The sequence below is a fragment of the Herpetosiphon sp. genome (genome assembly GCF_003512625.1).
Classification (GTDB): Bacteria; Chloroflexota; Chloroflexia; order Chloroflexales; family Herpetosiphonaceae; genus Herpetosiphon; species Herpetosiphon aurantiacus.
The window spans coordinates 1-16,484 of the sequence record NZ_DOPT01000028.1 but is presented as its reverse complement, the minus strand read 5'-3'; the positions used below and the strand labels follow the sequence as shown (position 1 = coordinate 16,484).

The following is a 16,484-nucleotide window of genomic DNA, read 5'->3' as shown; positions in this document are numbered from 1 at the left end:
CTCGCCCACTGCGGCGGGCGAGGGGCTTCTGACTTGGTGGTTTCTCTCGTTCCCTCACCCCAACCCCTCGCCCACTGCGGCGGGCGAGGAGCTTCTGACTTGGTGGTTTCTCTTAGCCTCGCGTGAGAGAGGTAGTTAGGGGGTGAGGGCATATAACCCAATCATCAACTCCATAACGTGCTACACTTGTGATTCGAATTTATTCTAGAACATAGATGCAAGTGTAGGGAGTTTTCGCTTGGTAAATATCCTTTCGACACTCAAATTGCTGATCAAAGTCTCAATTTTTACATGAGGGTTTAACATGAATGTTGGGCGTTATTTCCGCACCGTTGACTTAGCTAAAGCAATTAATGTGAGCGTGCAACAAGTGCGCAATTATCAAGCTGAGGGCTTTTTGCCCAACGTCGAACGCGGCTCCAACGGCTACCGTCAATATACCCAACAGCATATTGATGCGATTAAAACTGCCCATCAACTTATCAAGGGGTATGGTTGGCGGAATGCTCAGCAGATTATGGCGGCATTGCATCAGGCCAATCATCAAACAGCGTTTAATCTGATCAACCAACATCATGCCAAGCTGGATAGCATTCGCCAGCAGCTTGACCAAACCCTGACCTTGCTCAAAGCCGTGGCCGATCAATTACCACCAAGCCCGCGCCATAGCCAGCGTATCTTGGTTGGTGAGGCTGCCAAAGCCGTGGGCGTGCCCATCTCGGCCTTGCGCTTTTGGGAGCAACAAGGCCTTTTGCAGCCAATTCGCCAAGCCTCGAACAACTATCGCTATTATGATGAACGCCAATTGCGTCGCCTACGAATTATCGTTTTATTACGTCAAGCTAATGCTGATTTTAGCTCAATTCGCACAACCTTAGAAACGCTTGATCAACAACAACCGCAACGGGCCGTTGCTGCAATCGAACAGCGCCGCGTCGCTTTGGCCCAACAAAGCTGGGAATGTTTACAAGCAACCACGGCGTTGGTGAGCTATATTCAAACCTATGTGCCGCTGCAACCAATCCCAATTATTGAGTAAATAACTGCAAATTATCAAGTTAATTATAACACAAATGTTCTAAATATTTCATCTTTATAACTGAATTAGCGCAATTTTGATGAAATTGAATGCAGCGTGCAAAAAAAAATATGTTTCTGCATCTATATACAGCAGAGACTATTGGATAGCTATCGGAGGAAACGCAATGACCCCTGAACAAGAGCAACGCTTCAATCAATTATTGGCTGAGATTCGCGATCCGTATGCCTCGTTAGAAGGTGCAATTCACGAGCTAGAACACATGATTTGGACATTGCAAAGCCAACATACAATTTCAAATCTGCGCGTGCGCCAAGCCAAAGTACTGATTCAAATTATGCAATTAACCTTGCGCCAGCAAATCCCCGCCAATCTGCGCTTAATTCAGGCCTTATGTGCCAGCGAAAAATCTTCAAGTCCAGCGCCATTGGCCAAGTGTGCTTAATCACAGGAAAAAAGGAGCTTAATGATGCAAATCCAAGGATTGTTGGCTGATTTATTTTTGAAACTCGATGCAATTAGCATGACAATTGCGGTACAAGCGGATCTCTCAAGCGATGTTGATAGCCAAGTTTGTGCCTGTGCGAACGTTTTATTTGCTACCCTGACGAATGAAATTCCCTTTGATGAAACAATGACCACGGTTTTGGAGCAAATGGTTGCCCAATTTACGCCCTCAACACTACCAACCTTGAGCATTTAACCACCAAGCAGCAGCAATCGCCCTGATTGCTGCTGCTTTCAAGCATTCTATTGCGGGGTTTAGCTTATTGCTGTGGCACTGCGGCTAGCAAATATTCCAACACATCAACCGCACTAAACCCTTGCGGATGCAATTCGAGCAAGGCCGAAACGGTTTTGATATCGTCGCCTAGGGTCACCAAGGGCTGCTCAGTATACTCTTTGCGCTGCTGGGGCATGCCAATATTGGCAAACAACGCATTACACAAACATTTTCGCCCTGTTGTCTCGTTGATATCGCCGCCCTTTTTGACATATTGATCGATTGGCTCAGCTGGACAGCGAAAACCCATTGTGCCATCTTCACGCGGGTAGGCCACCCGCAAATAGCCCAAATCGCAGATGCGTGGCCGTTCTTTGTAGGTTGGCTCCAAGGCTAGCGTCGTATTCAGTTCGGCAACTTTAAATGGAAAACCGGTTGGTGAGGCCAAGGCATCAGTAAAAATGTTCAGGCTGTCGTTGGCAATATCATTTAACAACGATTGACGAATCTCCGGGCTAAAACCCGAATCGTTGGATAATGCGAAGGCCGTACCAACTTGGATGCCAACCGCGCCGCTGGCCAAAGCCTCAGCCAAACGTTCAGGCGAGCCATACGAGCCAGCCAGCCAGAAGGGCAGCCCTAAATCTTGCAATTTGACCAAATCGACCACATCGCGTTGGCCATAAACAGGCTCGCCGCGTTCATTGAAAACCGCTTGACCACGTGGCGGGGCATTGTGGCCGCCAGCGGTTGGGCCTTCGACGATAAAGCCATTAACTTTGCCGGTAGCTTTTTTAGCCAAGGCAATCGCCAACGTATTCGAAGCAATAATCGCCAAAAATTCTGGGCGTTTGAGCGTCGCTGGTGGATGATCGAAGATCTCGCGTGGGTCAAAATGCACGACCAATTTATCCTCGGCCCCAGCTTGCTCAACGTAAATATTCAGGCTCGCCGCCGCGCCAACCGCAAACTGATCAAGCACGCCAGGAATTTCACGCGGAATACCCGCGCCCATCAGCACATAATCAACATCGGCCAACATTGCCCCATATAAAGCCGATAGATTGGGCATTTGCACTTTTTCAAGCAAATTGATGCCCACAACCCCAGTATGGCCCTCTTTGGCCAGAAATACCTCAACAAATGAGGCCACAACATTCAAAATTTGCCATTCTGCCGAAGGCACGGCGGTGTACATCGGCACAGCTTTATAGGGCTGATCGGCGGGCTTGCCGCCTTCTATAAAATAGCGCTCGAGAATGCGCTCGACATAGCCAGCAATTGGGAACTGAGCCAGCGCTCGACGCATCGCCCCATCGCGATCGCCCTCTTGCAAACGCCGAGCAAGCACTACATTGATCCCTGTTCCAGAAACTACACCAAGTTGACCTGCACTTGCAACGGCCTTGGCCAGCCGCCAATCAGATACGGCGACACCCATTCCGCCTTGAATTACAATGGGAAAACGCATGAGGCTGCTCCATGTTTAGTAAGCTATTGCGTGATTGTATGCTATGCTATTAGCCACAACGTAGTGAATTATAGCCCCTTGTGGCAGATTTCTCTACAATGCAGTGCGTCAAACGCATTGCATTAGGCTAAAAACGTGGTATAGTTGCGCCGTTTTGACAACGCATTTATGGAGGAATTCCCTGTGAATATTTGGCATGATGTGCCATTTGGCGAAGATGCACCAGAAGTTATTAACGTTGTGATTGAAATTCCCCGTGGCTCCCGCAACAAGTATGAAATCGACAAAGATACGGGTTTGGTTAAGCTTGATCGGGTGCTTTCATCAGCCGTCTACTATCCAGGTGATTATGGCTTGATTCCACAAACCTACTGCGAAGATGGCGACCCGCTGGATGTGATTTTACTGCTCAACTTCCCAACCTTCCCTGGTTGTTTGGTTGAAGCCCGCCCAATTGGCGTGTTTGGCATGATCGACGGCGGCGAAAACGACGATAAAATTCTGGCCGTGCCCGCCAATGACCCTTATTTTGCCAATATCAAAGATTTGGCCGATGTGCCACCCCACTTTATCAAAGAAGTGACCCAATTCTTTGCTTCATACAAAGCCTTGGAAAACAAAACGGTGCAAGTTGGCGAATGGCAAGGAGCCGAGGCTGCTAAGCAACGTGTCCAAGATTCGATTCAACTCTACAACGAAAATTTCCGCAAAGCTGAGTAGGGATCAGAATTGAAGGGCCAGGGTCCAGGATTAAGGTTTAAGTATGCAGGGTTTACTTGCCCTGCATACTTTGTTTAAATCCGCAACCGCGAGGAGCGCAAAGCTCACGAAGCTGGAAAATGAACAATAATCGAACAATCCACAAAACAACTATTAGGATCTGCAGGGGATAAAATCCCCTAATTTCGATTAACGATCTGCACGGCGAATTTTCTGATAAACTTGAATCGCGCTTTGGGTCACGGCAGCGGTGCTTTGCCCAGGAAACGTGCTATCGCCGACCAACCACAAGCCGTTAATGCGTGCCGCTTGTGGCCCCAAACTAAGCAAGCCCGAAACCGAACGCCATTGTGGCAAGCCGCCAACCATACCACGTTTGCGCTGAGTATAGCGGGCAAACGAAACGGGCGTACCAATTTGTTGATAACGAATATGTTGGCGAATGGATGGCATTGCTAACGCCACAGTATCGAGCATGCGCTCAGCCATCGCTATTTTTTCAGCCCGATAGCGAGCTGGGTCAGTTTGCCGCCAATGCCACCAGCGCCCAACATCGGTATGGGTCGAAACGGTCATTGCTCGTTGGCCAGCTGGCGCACGCGAAGCATCATCAGCCGGATGCAATGAAATAAACACACTATTGGCCTCGCCAAGCGCTTGATCATAGTTGGCAATAATTTGATGATGCTCAGCTAAGCCTTGGGGAATTGCGGCTTCGTCGATGCCCAGATAGAGCGTTGCCGCACCCCAACCTTGTGGTACAGCCTTGATCGTTCGGCGGAGCATCCAACTTGGCGGCTGATCGATTAGCTCAGCTAAATCCCAAACCGTCGTGTTAGCAATAACCTGCTTTGTGCGAAAACGCTCGCCCTGCTCAGTGGTTACCCCAACCACTTGCCCCAGATCGGTCTGAATTTGGCTTACTTTTTGGCGATAGCGAATTTCGCCGCCAGCCTTGAGTAAGGCTTGTTCGAGGGTTTTGGCCAAATTCCATGCGCCACCCTCAACATAATAGGTACCAATTCGCGCCAAATCGAGCGCCACTGCTCCGTAGAGCCAAGCACATTCGGCATGGCTACTTTGGGCGCTAATCAACAATTGACCATCAATAAAGGTGCGAATTCGTCGATCATCCACCTTATGTCGATTGAGCGCATGCTTGACCGTGCGCGGCAAGGCTGGCAATAAACCAAGCATCTCAGGCCGAATTCGGGTTATCAACTGACCAAGATCGGCCAATGATTCGGGCGGCATCGCCGGCATCCGACCAGCAAAGCGCCAAGCGACCTCGGCCAAATGCTCTTGCTCACGCCAAAATTGCTCAGCTTCCCATGCTTGGCTTAGGCACAACCGCTGACGTTCGGCGATCCAGCGCTCATCACCCCAACGGGTCACCCGCAGATCGGGCAACCAAACTTGCATCGCTGGATTGACCGGGCGAATTGGCCAAGTTAAGCCTAATTTTTGCCCAAGCCAATAATGCGCACCGCCAGGCCGAAAGCCCGCAAAGACAGTTGCGCCAACATCAAAAATATAGTGTTCGCCATTGGGGCGTTTGCGTTGATAGGAAGAAGCACAGCCACCAGGCTCGATATGCGCCTCTAGCACTAAAACTCGGTAGCCATCCTTGGCCAAGAGGGCGGCAGCAGACAAGCCCGCAATGCCTGCACCAATTACAATCAGATCATAATCCATCGCCAATTCCCCACCTAGATCGAACAGGCTATGCTACGTGGGGAACCAGCGCTTGGTTTAATAAATGTCCCAAATCGCTTCGCCGCGCAAAATCCGTACAATATAATCGGGGAAGGTTTTAACTGAAACCGGTTTCGCTACAAAGCCATCAAAGCCAGCCGCCCGCATGCGTTCAACATCTTCACGGCTGCTATAGGCCGACATAGCTACAATTTTGGTGCGTTTGAAATCAGGCAATACATGTAACTTTTGCAGCACCATATAACCATTCTCTCGCGGGATGCGAATATCCAGTAAAATTAAGTCGAGCATGCCAAGGGAGGGATTTTGTTGAACTTGCGGCGAACTCAACCAATTGAAAAAGGCCTCGCCCGAGGCACGAGCGTTACAATAGGCCACATTAACCCGTTCACGCAGCAGCAACAGTGCCAAATCCATGCTATCTGCATTATCTTCAATAACCATAACTTTGGCCTGAGCTGGAGCGACGATGGTTGGTTTGGGCCGAAAAGCAGCGCCTACCATGTGAGAACCTCCGAATGGATTGGTTATTTGTCGCGTGGCATCAGCAACTCAGCTAGCATAAATCACAGGTGATGCCATATCCCCCCAAAGTGGAATCTTTTACACTAATATCTACTCCCTTGGGGTTAAATTTGCCTCAAAATCAGCAATAAATCAAGAGCCTAGGGTAAAATGGGGACTTTTAGGCTAGGTCGATCGATAGAGAATGGGTATGGATTACAACAAGGTGTGGCCGAAGCAAGGCCTAGATCGCAACGCAACCAATGGCTGGTGCGTAGCAAAACCGCCCTTGCAAGCTACACCCAACGGTTACTAGGAGGATTGGATGCACGATACTATGACGAGCACAACACTCTATGCTGCCTGCTTTGAACAAGATTCATTGGCCCAGCACGAGGCCTATACCACACTTTGGAATATGCTCTATCGTGTGGCTTATGCCATGCTCCACGAGTACCCCGATGGCGATGCAATTACTACTGATTGCACCCAAAAAGCCTTGATCAAAATTCATCGCAACATCGAGCAATGTCAAAATCCGGCCACGTTTCGCGAATGGTGCATGCAAATTGTGCGGCGCACCGTGCTCGACGAATTGCGTCGGCCTGAACATCGCCGTCGCGCCAGCATGCCCGATGCTGAACATGGCCCATGGGTTGCCCCAATCGAAACCTTGCAACTTGATGATCTCCGCGCTATCTTAAACGAGGTGATTGAGGAAGGGCCGCTCAGCGCCCGTTCGCGGCGAGTGGTCGTTGGGCGCTATTTTAGCGAACAAAATGATGATATTTTGGCCCAAACAGAAAGCGAATTGGCACAAAAACCCGTCTTGGCTTCGCATATTCAAGTAACTCGCGCCAAAAATTTGGCAGCCTTACGCCGCGACCCAGCATTAATTGCCCGTTTACGCGAATTTGTTGAAGAAGGATAGGTTGGGGCGCTTGCATGCGTCTCCATGCTGAAGCCGCTGATTAGTTGTAGTAGGAATGTTCTATGAATCAAGCAAACTGGAGCCAGAATGCCATGCAGCATTTGGTAAAAACCTTGGTCGTACCAGTTGATCAGCAAGCATGCGAGACATGCTGCGATCAACTGGCCATCTATGCTGAGCGCAACCAACGGATTACCCAACAATACTTATCACCCGCCATTCAAAACCATTTGGATGCATGCGTTGGTTGCTCGGAATATTTCGCAGCACTTGATCGCTCATTTACCGCAGTTACTGGCGATCTGCCTGTGCCTCAGCCCGATTTGAGCTTTTTGAATCAAGCGCCAAGTTGGTATGAAAAAGTAGCTGCGGCGCTCGCTATGGTCGGCAAACATATTCAGATCAGCCTCAACCAAAGCTTGTTGGATGGCTTTGCCGCCCTACAACCAGCCCAACCAGCCTTACGCGGCGAAAACACCCAACCGTTGCAATTGACCTTTACGCCCAGCATTCAGCCCTTGCGTGAAATCAATTTGGCAATTTATCCGGCTGAGGCCAACTTTTGTCGGGTGCGCGTGCAAGTGCAACTCCACGACCGTGAATGGCCCGATTTGGCCAATATCAACGTCCATTTGATTGCTCCCTCAGGCCGCCGTAGCACCGAAACCGATGTTTGGGGCGAAGCCGTCTTTGGCGAGGTTCAAGCGGCTGATGTGGCTGGCTTGACAGTAGAAATCGAGCTGCCAACGCCAATTAACTGATAGCCCGCCCAATAATGCGGATCGGCGAACGGGTACTCTGTCTGCTGGCTTGGAGCAAGCGGCATAGCTACCTGTGTTTGAGGCATGCTGCGAATCTGTTGCACTGCTTGGCGTAAGGCCTCGGCGGGGGCAGCACCGCTTTGCAGGGCTTGATAAAATAGCTTCATCAACACCGCACTGGCCACATCATCAACTGGCCATAGTGTGACCAACACTGCGCGTGCGCCAACTGCCAAAAATGCCCGCACCAAACCAAATGGCTCGTCGCCCCGCACAATTTCGCTCACACCACTTTGGCAAGCACTCAACACCACCAAATCAGCGGCTAATTGCCAAGTTGTTAATATCTCCAAAGCCGAGACGGTTTGCTCAGGCCCAAATTGCAGCCATGAAGCCAAAGGTTGGTCGAGCACAAACACGCCATGGCAGGCAATATGCACAATGCGATAATTGCCAAGCGCTTGTTGAATATTGGGCACTGGCAATGGATAATGCTGGCCGCCAAGTGCCTGCACCGCTGCTTCGGCCTCGGCATGCGTATGCACCAAGGCTGGTTCAACCCCACCAGCGTAACTTAATGCCCCACAAGCCTCGGGAGCTTGGCTCGGTGGGCGTTGGCTCAATTGCAAATAGCTAGCAGCGCTTGGAATGGTAGTCGAAGGCAGATCAAGCTGAAGTTCGCCCAGCAACAGGGCATTCCACGGCACATGATGCAAAGCTCCATGCGGCACGATAATCACCTGTTGCGCCTGTTGTAAGTAAGCTTGAGCTGGCAAAAGCAAACGTTGCTGCAAGCGCTGCAAAATTGCCGGACGCAAAAAGCGTCGTCCATCACACTGAAATGGTGAGGTCGCCAAGAGAATATTGGGGTCGATTTGGCAATTGAAGGCTTGAGCTTGCTCAGCGGTAATTGCAAATAGCCAAGTTGCTGCCGGCTGGATTAACAAGCTGCGCAAGGCTTTGGCACTCGCAGGCAAAGCCGCCAACAAACTGGCCTCAGGCCCAACCGCACCAATTGTCATATAATCGAGCATAAGGCTGCCCTGCGCCAAGCTTTGTTGCAACTCACTCAAACTGGGAATTGTGCCAATTGCTTGGTTGGTTTGGCCGTTGCGGGCCAGCAAATCGTTGAGTGCGCGAGCACGGGCTTTTTCCGCCATCACAAAGGCAGCTTCAACATTGGATTGAGCGAGATAGGCCGCCACCGCCCCTTCGTAGACCTGTTGCCACCGCCCCATCAAACTAATTTGCAAGCTTTCGGCCAAAATGGGTGCACGCATCGCCTCGATCAGCTCAATTGCTTGCAAATAATGCTGCTCGGCTTGGTGATGATCATTGCGAGCCGCTGCAACTTGGCCCAAACGAAACCAAACTAAAGCGGCGATTTCTTGGCGCTCAACGCTTTCCACCAGATCGAGCGCTTGGCGATAGGCGGTTTCAGCTTGCTCAAACATGCCTTCAACATGCCAGGCCAAACCATAATTCAAGTAGGCATCAATGTGATAAACTCGACTGCTCATCTGGGCTAGGGCTTGCTCAAAATGCTCACGAGCAGCTTGATATTGGCCCTGCAACAAGGCTAATTCGCCCAAATTATTGGCGATGCGCCCCAGAAAATCGGTGGCATTTTCAGCTTGCAAAATAGCTTCAGCCTGCCGAAAATGGCTTAAGGCCTGCGCCCAATTGCCACGATCACGCGCCAACAAACCAAGGTTGATCAGCACCAAAGCTTGGGGATACAATAAATTTTGGGCTTGTAAGGTCGCTAAACTGCTATTCAAGCAGCGTTCAGCAGCGCGATATTCTTGCAGGTGGTAGCGCAAACTACCTTCATTCAGCAGCACATAGGCTTGACGAACTGGATCAGCCTGGGCTTCCCACAGCGCAAAACTGGCTTGATAATTGGCCAACGCCCGATCATAATTGCCACTGTAGCGGGCAAACGTGGCATCGGAGTTGAGCGCCCGCCCGCGAATCATTGGCTCCAAATCTGGTTGCGCCAATAATTGGCTGAGCAACGTACATGCCTCTGCATATTGATCACGCAGGCCAGCGGCGAGGCCACGGTAGTACTCCAACAGTTGGCGATCGGCCTTGGTTGGCGCTAAATCAACTGGAATTTGATTGACCAGATCGGCCAGTTCATGTGGCGCTTGGCGAATCAGCAACTCGGCAAACGTTCGCAGATCGGCAAATAAACGGGCGGCAAACGCTGGTTGATTGTCGCTTAATCTCAGTTCAGCAGCGATTAATTGCTGATAGGCTGCGCGAATGCTGGCCGAATCGAACTGGGCTTGCAGCTGTTCGCGGCGCTCTGTCAGCAAACTTAATCCAGCGGCGCTCGCTTGCAACCAACCAGCAGCTTGAAGTTGCTCGACGCTTGGCGCAGCCGGAGCCAGTAGCGGCCATAATTCAGAATCAAATGGCTCAAACACCAACAGCACTGCGAGATAGGTCGAATCGGCATCGAAAGCAGTCATGGCAACCTCCTACGGAAAGAATTAGGCCGTCGGCACGTCATTAATATGCAACGATTGATTTGGTTGTAACGCTCTTTTCAGAATTATCTTAAGGAGTCGAGTGTATGTTTTGGCGCAAAATGAGTTTCATTCTCATCAGCAGTTTATGTTTGATTACCTTAATCTTGCCAACCAAACCAAAGCAAGCTAATGCCAGCAGCGATTTTCAAAATCTGCATTTAATTGTTTCGATCGAATGGCAGCCAGGCCAGCAAGATGCATTACGTCAAGCAAATGGCAGCACCTGCGCCGCCTTTAGCCAAGCATCGCTGCAAGAGATTTTAACCACGGCCTTGCAAGAAACCAGCCAAACCCTGTATCAAGCCACTGATGGCCAAGTTTGGGTTGAGCAATACTCGGTTTACACTAGCGGCGAACATTGGAACGATGCCGATATTCGGATTTTGGCCAACAACGATTATCGCCCAACGGCCTTTCTAGGCGGCTTTGAAAAAAGCATTCGCACGATCGAAACCCACGATGGCAAAGTTCATTTCGTACCAGCAGCAATTATGCTCGGGCGCTTATGGAATGGCATCAACGCCCGTTGTGGCTATTGGTCGGAATTAACTGGCAGCCAAACCATGAGCCACGAATTGGGTCACCATATTTTGGGCTTGCACGATGGCTATGCGCCCGATGCTGCTAGTGCCAATTATACCTATTGTAGTTCAACCAGTAACGACCTTAGTGCTGAGTTATCGCATGATCGTTTGAGCCATAACTCGCTGATGTCGTATCACTATAGCGCCAGCAAATTACGTGGCAATGCAGCCCAGCATTATCATTGCGATAATACACCTCAAACCTTGATGTATGCCATGGATGATTGGGAAACGATTCAAACGCTCTATGGTTTAGTGCCCAGCAATCAGCCAAGCGTGATGGCTCACAATGGCGAGGCCAGCGTTAAATTTATCGCAGCCAATGCCAAGGGCAACACCAGTCTGGTGCAATTTAGCGGATTAGATGATACACAAGCAATGGGTTTTAGCATCAAAGGTGCTCCCAATAAACCCACCCGGATTATCAATCAAGGCTTGTTGAGTGAGGGCGAGCAAGAAGCATGGTATGGAATTAACTTTAGCGATAGCGATCGGGCAATTGTGCTGGCCCGCGATTGGAACACCAATTCGGTCACGTCAATCAGCCAAGCGAAGAGCATTCTAAGCCCAACCAGCAGTTTTACCTTAAGCAATCAACGCTGGGTCGCCGATCTACAAGTCAAACCAAAACTTAATAGTACAAGCACGCTACCCGAAATTAATGCGATTGAAATTCAGGGCAAAGAATGTGGCGCAGTTCGAGGCAAAAAGGTTAATCTATCGTTTTGTCCAGCTGGGGGCAACTGTCGCACAGTTGAAAATATTGATATTAGCAGCAGCCGCACGTTTGCTGCAACCTTTGAATTAACCGCTGCTGAAATTGCCGGCTTAGCCAGTCATCACAACTATTTGTATGCCTATAGCAGCGAATATCAAACACCAGTTGCCACATGGTATCAAATTGCTGGTGGCTTTGGGCCAGCAACTGCCGAAATCCATGCACCATTGGCCGATGGCAATGTTGGCCTCGATCTGCAAGCTGGCGCAGCAGCAAGCGTCAATGGTTTTACGCTTGAAGTGTATCAACCAGCGCCATTGTGTACCAACTACAACAATTTGCCCAACTATACGATCAAACAATGGCCAACCTTGATTCAGCCCTATATGATTCGTGATAAGCGGCTGTTGGCTTGGTATAGCAATCATCCACCGCTCTATGCCCAATTGAGTTACGATCCAAGTCTGTATCGCAACGGCATTCCAGTCGTGTTGGTCTATAATCCAGCTAACCCAACCGCTGGCTGGAGTGTTGTGCCGATTGTGGCTCTCAGCCCTGAACTAGGCTATATAACCGTTGATCTACGCAATTACACTAGCCAAGGCCTGGTATACGCCTTAGCCCAATAAATACAAAAAGGCCGTGGGTTTGCAATTAACCCACGGCCTTGCTAGTTAATCAATTAGCTCTGGGCGTTTTCCAGCCGCTTAGCACGAATCAACGAAGCGCCAATCGCAATTACGATAATCGTCGCTACCACACCCAGCGCAATCCCCGAAGGAATTTTGAAGGCCGTTTCGACCAACAGCATCTTGACACCCACAAAACTGAGAACGAAAGCCAAACCAAGCTTGAGATAATGGAACTTATGCACCATCCCAGCCAGCACAAAGTACAGCGAACGCAAGCCCAGAATTGCAAACACATTGGCGGTATAGACCAAAAACGGCTCTTGGGTGACGGCAAAGATCGCTGGAATTGAATCGACAGCAAAGATCAAGTCGGTCGCTTCAATCATCAACAGCACCAAGAACAACGGGGTTGCCATCAACACGCCAGCCTTGCGCACAAAGAATTTATCCTGCTCATACTCATCGGTTACTGGCATCAAACGACGGAAGGTTCGCACCAAAATATTGTTCTTGGGATCAAGCGTTTGTTCTTGATGCAGAGCCATCTTAATCCCAGTGACAATCAAGAACGCGCCGAAGATGTAGATGATCCAGTGGAATTCGCGAATCAAGGCTGCGCCAGCCCCGATCATGGCTCCGCGCATCACCAAAGCTCCGAGCACGCCCCAGAACAACACGCGATGTTGATATTGGGCTGGTACTGCAAAGCTACCGAAAATCAGCACAAACACAAAAATATTGTCGATACTGAGCGATTTTTCAATCAGGTAGCCCGTCATAAAGGCGAGAGCCGCTTCGCTATTGGTATAGCTGCTTTGGGGCACGAGTTGCTGCCAAAAGAGGTAAATCCCCAGGTTGAAGATCGCGGCTAGGCCAATCCAGGCGACACTCCACAATGTGGCTTCTTTGATTGAAACCACATGCGCTGAGCGGTGAAAGACCCCAAGGTCGAGCGCCAACATGGCCAAAACAAAGACATTAAAGCCGATCCACATCCAAACGAGGGTATCCATTGTTGCATTGCCTCCTGCAAAGGCCGTGGTTGGTCACACAAAAAAACCAACACGGCTCATATCAAAGCCAATGTTGGTCTGACCAAAATACGCAGTGCGTATTGTTTGCAACCGAGAATTGCTTCTGGATTGACGATTGCAAACCCTGTTGATGCAGGTGGCTACTCCCCAACGGAACGTATGGATATATAGTATCAATAGTTTTTAGTTTGTCAAGGGGGATTTGTGATGTTAGTTAAGCAGATTGGTTATTAATTAAAGCACGATCGGTTGTAGGTCATTACCTGCAACCGATCGTGCTTTAGCGATAGCTAGTAGAAACCTGTACAATTACCTGAGCCAACATCAGTATTTGGTTGCGTTGCCATAAACCCACAGGCCTGAATATAAATTTGACCAGTTGGGGCATACTTCATCGGCGAATAGGTTGATTGCCCATAGACATTTGATGCATACAATTCGCCAACATTTTGCTGCACAATATAGGCTTTAAGATATTTATTGCCTGAGGTACTAACTACCCTGGCCCAGTTTGTCTGGCAAGTAGCAGACCAGCGCAACTCAACATAGCCACCAGTGAAATACGCTGTTGCAACGGTGGTTGCGCCACTCGCACAGCCACTAGCTTGAGGATCTTTTCCGTTACATCCAGTGCCAGAGCAAGTTGCAGCATAGGTGGAAACTGGCGATTGAATCATCAAGGCACTGAAAACAATCAGAGCCAGTGTAAGTCGGAGGTATATCTTCATTGTATGTTCCTTGATTAACAATTTGCCCTACAAAATACGAATCCAGCCAGCTTTAGAGATTAATCGTGCCTGAGCCAATCACATAATCGGTATGGCTTGACGAACCAAAGGTTTGCCATGTGCCTGACGAATAGGAATACCAAACTTCAGCACCACACCACTTAACTTGATAGCAGGTATACGCAGGTTGGGCTGTATAGGAGATAAGCACTTGATTGCCTTGGCTTTTTTGAATCGTGCGATTGATTGTAATTTGGCTCTGGGTTGTATTGCAATTCACTTGGACATAGCCAATGACCACAGACACAGATTGATTATTAATTTTGCGGGTGCCAACCGAGGGTTTATTAACAACGATACTACAACCTGGCACAGCAAAGGCCGATTGCGGCATCGCAGCATACCCAGCTGAAGGAACTGCCGCAACCAACGCCATTAACACGCCAACACCCCACAACAGTATCCGCCGTCCTACACCCACATTCATCAGAAAACTCCTTCCAAATCACAAACTAATGCTCACATTTGGCTGCGTCAAGCAGCACAGGTATGTGTTGTACAATAGCCTAGCCGCAGTCAACAACCTAGCCAATCGGAGAATGAACAGGGATTAAGGAGCAAACCAAGGGGGAATGAGGGGGGAAATGGGGTGAAAAAGAGTGTGTATCACGGTTGGAGGATTTTTAATGACGGTTTCGCCAACATTTGCGGTACAGTTAAGCCAACTCAAACAAACAGCATCGATGTCAATCCGAGTCTTAAGCCAAAAAACCGCCATCCCCGAAGATACGCTCGACGATTGGTTAAAAGGCAAAAGTCGGCCACGCAATTGGGAACGGGTGATCATCGTTGCGGCGGCACTCCAAGCCAATTATCAGCAAGCGAACAACCTCTTACAAGCCATCAAAACTTCACCACTTGAACTACTACCATGGCATCAAATTGAATATTTTATTCAGCCACGTGAACAACAGATTGGCACAAATGTGCATAAGCAAACCATTAATCCAATTTTAGCAATGGTCCAAACATGGTATGAGGCGCAAATCCAATTGCTGCAACAGGAGGTAAAGGCTGATTCAGTTGATCACGTAGAAGCACATAATCCTCAATTAGCACCAACAACTGAAGTTAAGCCAAATCCAAGTGATCCAATTGCTATCATACACACGGAAATTCACGAGCAAACAAAACATCAAAAACATATAAATCTAAGTCTACCCAAAAAACGTTTGTTGTGGTTATTTGGCATTAGTAGCATTACGATTATGCTCATGGGGCTGAATCTGCAACATGCGAAATCAAACGATCAATCAGTAATAGACATTCCATCGCAACACAATTCAAATCTTACTAACTCCATGATTACAATTCCGGCTGGATTTTTCATTCAGGGAAGTAATTATGCTGATATCGCATACTATGCTCAATTATGTATTGATTATGGTGCTGCCTGTACAGAATTAGAGTTTGATGATGAATTTGATCAAAATGGCCAAGCGCGTCAGGTATTTCTGAATAGCTACCGCATTGATAAATATGAAGTAACGAATGCTCAATTTGCCCAATTCGTTGAGCAAACTCAGTATATAACCTACGCTGAACGCCAAGGAGAGAGCATGATTCTTGAGGTTATCGAAACGGCTGGCTCTAAGGAAACACTGAACTTTAGCGCGATTAAAGGCGCTTTTTGGAAACAACCATACGGCCCCAATTCATCAATTGACGACAAAGCCGATTATCCAGTCATTCATATTCACTATGAAGATGCAGTGGCGTACTGCACAGCCAAGCATAAACGATTGCCCACCGAAGCCGAGTGGGAGAAAGCGGCGCGAGGCGTTGAAGGGTGGCGATTTCCGTGGGGCAATGAGTGGAAGTCTGGCTTAAGCAATCATGCGATTCCGCTGCGATCCCATATTTTACAAGTTCGTGGTTTACAAGCAATTGGCCAATCTCCGCAAAGTATCAGCCCATATGGGGTACACGACCTCTTAGGGAACGTAAGCGAGTGGACTGCCGATTGGTATCAGCCAAGCTATTATCAAAATAATCCTGCTAGCCAAAACCCTCAAGGTCCCGAGCTAGGCAACAGCCATGTCAAGCGTGGAGGGAGTTGGGCAACACCACCTGGCTATCTGCATAATAGTTGGCGGATTGGCACTCCCGACCAAACAACCGATCGCTTAGGCTTTCGCTGCGCCGCCGATGTAAATTAAAAACAAAAGCCTCCGTTGGATTACCAACGGAGGCTTTGTGGAGCGGTACGCATCCCCCTACGTTCCCACAGCGGGTGCTGCAGTAGCCTCGGTGTGTGTCGCGTTCACGGCCTGGTTCGGGATGGAGCAGCGTGGGTCACAACCACCTCGACACGTACCAATG

General features: G+C 49.2%; 15 protein-coding genes. 8 read left to right on the top strand and 7 right to left on the bottom strand.

Annotation, left to right across the window (positions count from 1 at the left end):
• Positions 1 to 304 precede the first annotated feature (304 nt).
• The 3 genes from DEF47_RS06570 to DEF47_RS06560 all read left to right on the top strand — a co-directional run bounded on the left by DEF47_RS06570 (position 305) and on the right by DEF47_RS06560 (position 1,742).
• Positions 305 to 1,039, top strand: a complete 735-nt coding sequence (locus tag DEF47_RS06570; protein ID WP_012189264.1) for a MerR family transcriptional regulator — start codon at positions 305 to 307, stop codon at positions 1,037 to 1,039.
• A 166-nt stretch (positions 1,040 to 1,205) separates the two neighbouring features.
• The gene (locus tag DEF47_RS06565) at positions 1,206 to 1,484 is read left to right on the top strand and encodes a hypothetical protein (protein ID WP_012189263.1); all 279 of its coding nucleotides are present in this window, start codon (positions 1,206 to 1,208) and stop codon (positions 1,482 to 1,484) included.
• 21 nt (positions 1,485 to 1,505) lie between these two features.
• The gene (locus DEF47_RS06560; RefSeq protein WP_287045033.1) at positions 1,506 to 1,742 is read left to right on the top strand and encodes a hypothetical protein; all 237 of its coding nucleotides are present in this window, start codon (positions 1,506 to 1,508) and stop codon (positions 1,740 to 1,742) included.
• Positions 1,743 to 1,806: 64 nt separating this feature from the next.
• Here DEF47_RS06560 and DEF47_RS06555 read toward each other — a convergent pair whose 3' ends face one another.
• Positions 1,807 to 3,234, bottom strand: coding sequence for a nitronate monooxygenase (locus DEF47_RS06555; protein ID WP_012189262.1), 1,428 nt, complete (start codon positions 3,232 to 3,234; stop codon positions 1,807 to 1,809).
• Between the two features lie 183 nt (positions 3,235 to 3,417).
• Here DEF47_RS06555 and DEF47_RS06550 point away from each other — a divergent pair, with 183 nt between their 5' ends.
• Complete coding sequence (locus DEF47_RS06550; RefSeq protein WP_012189261.1) at positions 3,418 to 3,954, top strand: inorganic diphosphatase; 537 nt, start codon at positions 3,418 to 3,420, stop codon at positions 3,952 to 3,954.
• A 189-nt stretch (positions 3,955 to 4,143) separates the two neighbouring features.
• Here DEF47_RS06550 and DEF47_RS06545 read toward each other — a convergent pair whose 3' ends face one another.
• Positions 4,144 to 5,649 (bottom strand): FAD-dependent oxidoreductase, encoded by a 1,506-nt coding sequence (locus tag DEF47_RS06545; RefSeq protein WP_012189260.1) that lies wholly within the window; start codon positions 5,647 to 5,649, stop codon positions 4,144 to 4,146.
• A 57-nt stretch (positions 5,650 to 5,706) separates the two neighbouring features.
• Positions 5,707 to 6,174, bottom strand: coding sequence for a response regulator (locus DEF47_RS06540; RefSeq protein WP_012189259.1), 468 nt, complete (start codon positions 6,172 to 6,174; stop codon positions 5,707 to 5,709).
• Between the two features lie 325 nt (positions 6,175 to 6,499).
• On the opposite strand from DEF47_RS06540, the gene DEF47_RS06535 reads away from it, so the two are divergent.
• Complete coding sequence (locus DEF47_RS06535; RefSeq protein WP_012189258.1) at positions 6,500 to 7,105, top strand: RNA polymerase sigma factor; 606 nt, start codon at positions 6,500 to 6,502, stop codon at positions 7,103 to 7,105.
• A gap of 62 nt (positions 7,106 to 7,167) precedes the next feature.
• On the top strand, positions 7,168 to 7,866 hold the full coding sequence (locus DEF47_RS06530) for a hypothetical protein (protein ID WP_041304322.1): 699 nt from the start codon (positions 7,168 to 7,170) through the stop codon (positions 7,864 to 7,866).
• Here DEF47_RS06530 and DEF47_RS06525 read toward each other — a convergent pair.
• Complete coding sequence (locus tag DEF47_RS06525; RefSeq protein WP_012189256.1) at positions 7,806 to 10,346, bottom strand: CHAT domain-containing protein; 2,541 nt, start codon at positions 10,344 to 10,346, stop codon at positions 7,806 to 7,808. The genes DEF47_RS06530 and DEF47_RS06525 overlap by 61 nt on opposite strands.
• A 104-nt stretch (positions 10,347 to 10,450) precedes the next feature.
• Here DEF47_RS06525 and DEF47_RS06520 point away from each other — a divergent pair, with 104 nt between their 5' ends.
• Complete coding sequence (locus tag DEF47_RS06520; protein WP_012189255.1) at positions 10,451 to 12,337, top strand: hypothetical protein; 1,887 nt, start codon at positions 10,451 to 10,453, stop codon at positions 12,335 to 12,337.
• Between the two features lie 53 nt (positions 12,338 to 12,390).
• Here DEF47_RS06520 and DEF47_RS06515 read toward each other — a convergent pair whose 3' ends face one another.
• The 3 genes from DEF47_RS06515 to DEF47_RS06505 all read right to left on the bottom strand — a co-directional run bounded on the left by DEF47_RS06515 (position 12,391) and on the right by DEF47_RS06505 (position 14,589).
• A complete protein-coding gene (locus tag DEF47_RS06515) occupies positions 12,391 to 13,353 on the bottom strand; it encodes a TerC family protein (RefSeq protein WP_012189254.1) in 963 nt (320 codons plus the stop codon).
• Between the two features lie 311 nt (positions 13,354 to 13,664).
• Complete coding sequence (locus DEF47_RS06510; RefSeq protein WP_287045032.1) at positions 13,665 to 14,102, bottom strand: DUF2690 domain-containing protein; 438 nt, start codon at positions 14,100 to 14,102, stop codon at positions 13,665 to 13,667.
• Positions 14,103 to 14,154: 52 nt separating this feature from the next.
• Positions 14,155 to 14,589, bottom strand: coding sequence for a hypothetical protein (locus tag DEF47_RS06505; protein WP_012189252.1), 435 nt, complete (start codon positions 14,587 to 14,589; stop codon positions 14,155 to 14,157).
• A gap of 199 nt (positions 14,590 to 14,788) precedes the next feature.
• Here DEF47_RS06505 and DEF47_RS06500 point away from each other — a divergent pair, with 199 nt between their 5' ends.
• Positions 14,789 to 16,321 (top strand): formylglycine-generating enzyme family protein, encoded by a 1,533-nt coding sequence (locus DEF47_RS06500; RefSeq protein WP_012189251.1) that lies wholly within the window; start codon positions 14,789 to 14,791, stop codon positions 16,319 to 16,321.
• Positions 16,322 to 16,484 lie beyond the last annotated feature (163 nt).

Bases quoted from the DNA above. Each gene is read 5' to 3' on its own strand.
- DEF47_RS06570 (WP_012189264.1), top strand. From the start codon at position 305: ATGAATGTTGGGCGTTATTTCCGCACCGTTGACTTAGCTAAAGCAATT.
- DEF47_RS06565 (WP_012189263.1), top strand. From the start codon at position 1,206: ATGACCCCTGAACAAGAGCAACGCTTCAATCAATTATTGGCTGAGATT.
- DEF47_RS06560 (WP_287045033.1), top strand. From the start codon at position 1,506: ATGATGCAAATCCAAGGATTGTTGGCTGATTTATTTTTGAAACTCGAT.
- DEF47_RS06555 (WP_012189262.1), bottom strand. From the start codon at position 3,234: ATGCGTTTTCCCATTGTAATTCAAGGCGGAATGGGTGTCGCCGTATCT.
- DEF47_RS06545 (WP_012189260.1), bottom strand. From the start codon at position 5,649: ATGGATTATGATCTGATTGTAATTGGTGCAGGCATTGCGGGCTTGTCT.
- DEF47_RS06540 (WP_012189259.1), bottom strand. From the start codon at position 6,174: ATGGTAGGCGCTGCTTTTCGGCCCAAACCAACCATCGTCGCTCCAGCT.
- DEF47_RS06535 (WP_012189258.1), top strand. From the start codon at position 6,500: ATGCACGATACTATGACGAGCACAACACTCTATGCTGCCTGCTTTGAA.
- DEF47_RS06530 (WP_041304322.1), top strand. From the start codon at position 7,168: ATGAATCAAGCAAACTGGAGCCAGAATGCCATGCAGCATTTGGTAAAA.
- DEF47_RS06525 (WP_012189256.1), bottom strand. From the start codon at position 10,346: ATGACTGCTTTCGATGCCGATTCGACCTATCTCGCAGTGCTGTTGGTG.
- DEF47_RS06520 (WP_012189255.1), top strand. From the start codon at position 10,451: ATGTTTTGGCGCAAAATGAGTTTCATTCTCATCAGCAGTTTATGTTTG.
- DEF47_RS06515 (WP_012189254.1), bottom strand. From the start codon at position 13,353: ATGGATACCCTCGTTTGGATGTGGATCGGCTTTAATGTCTTTGTTTTG.
- DEF47_RS06510 (WP_287045032.1), bottom strand. From the start codon at position 14,102: ATGAAGATATACCTCCGACTTACACTGGCTCTGATTGTTTTCAGTGCC.
- DEF47_RS06505 (WP_012189252.1), bottom strand. From the start codon at position 14,589: ATGAATGTGGGTGTAGGACGGCGGATACTGTTGTGGGGTGTTGGCGTG.
- DEF47_RS06500 (WP_012189251.1), top strand. From the start codon at position 14,789: ATGACGGTTTCGCCAACATTTGCGGTACAGTTAAGCCAACTCAAACAA.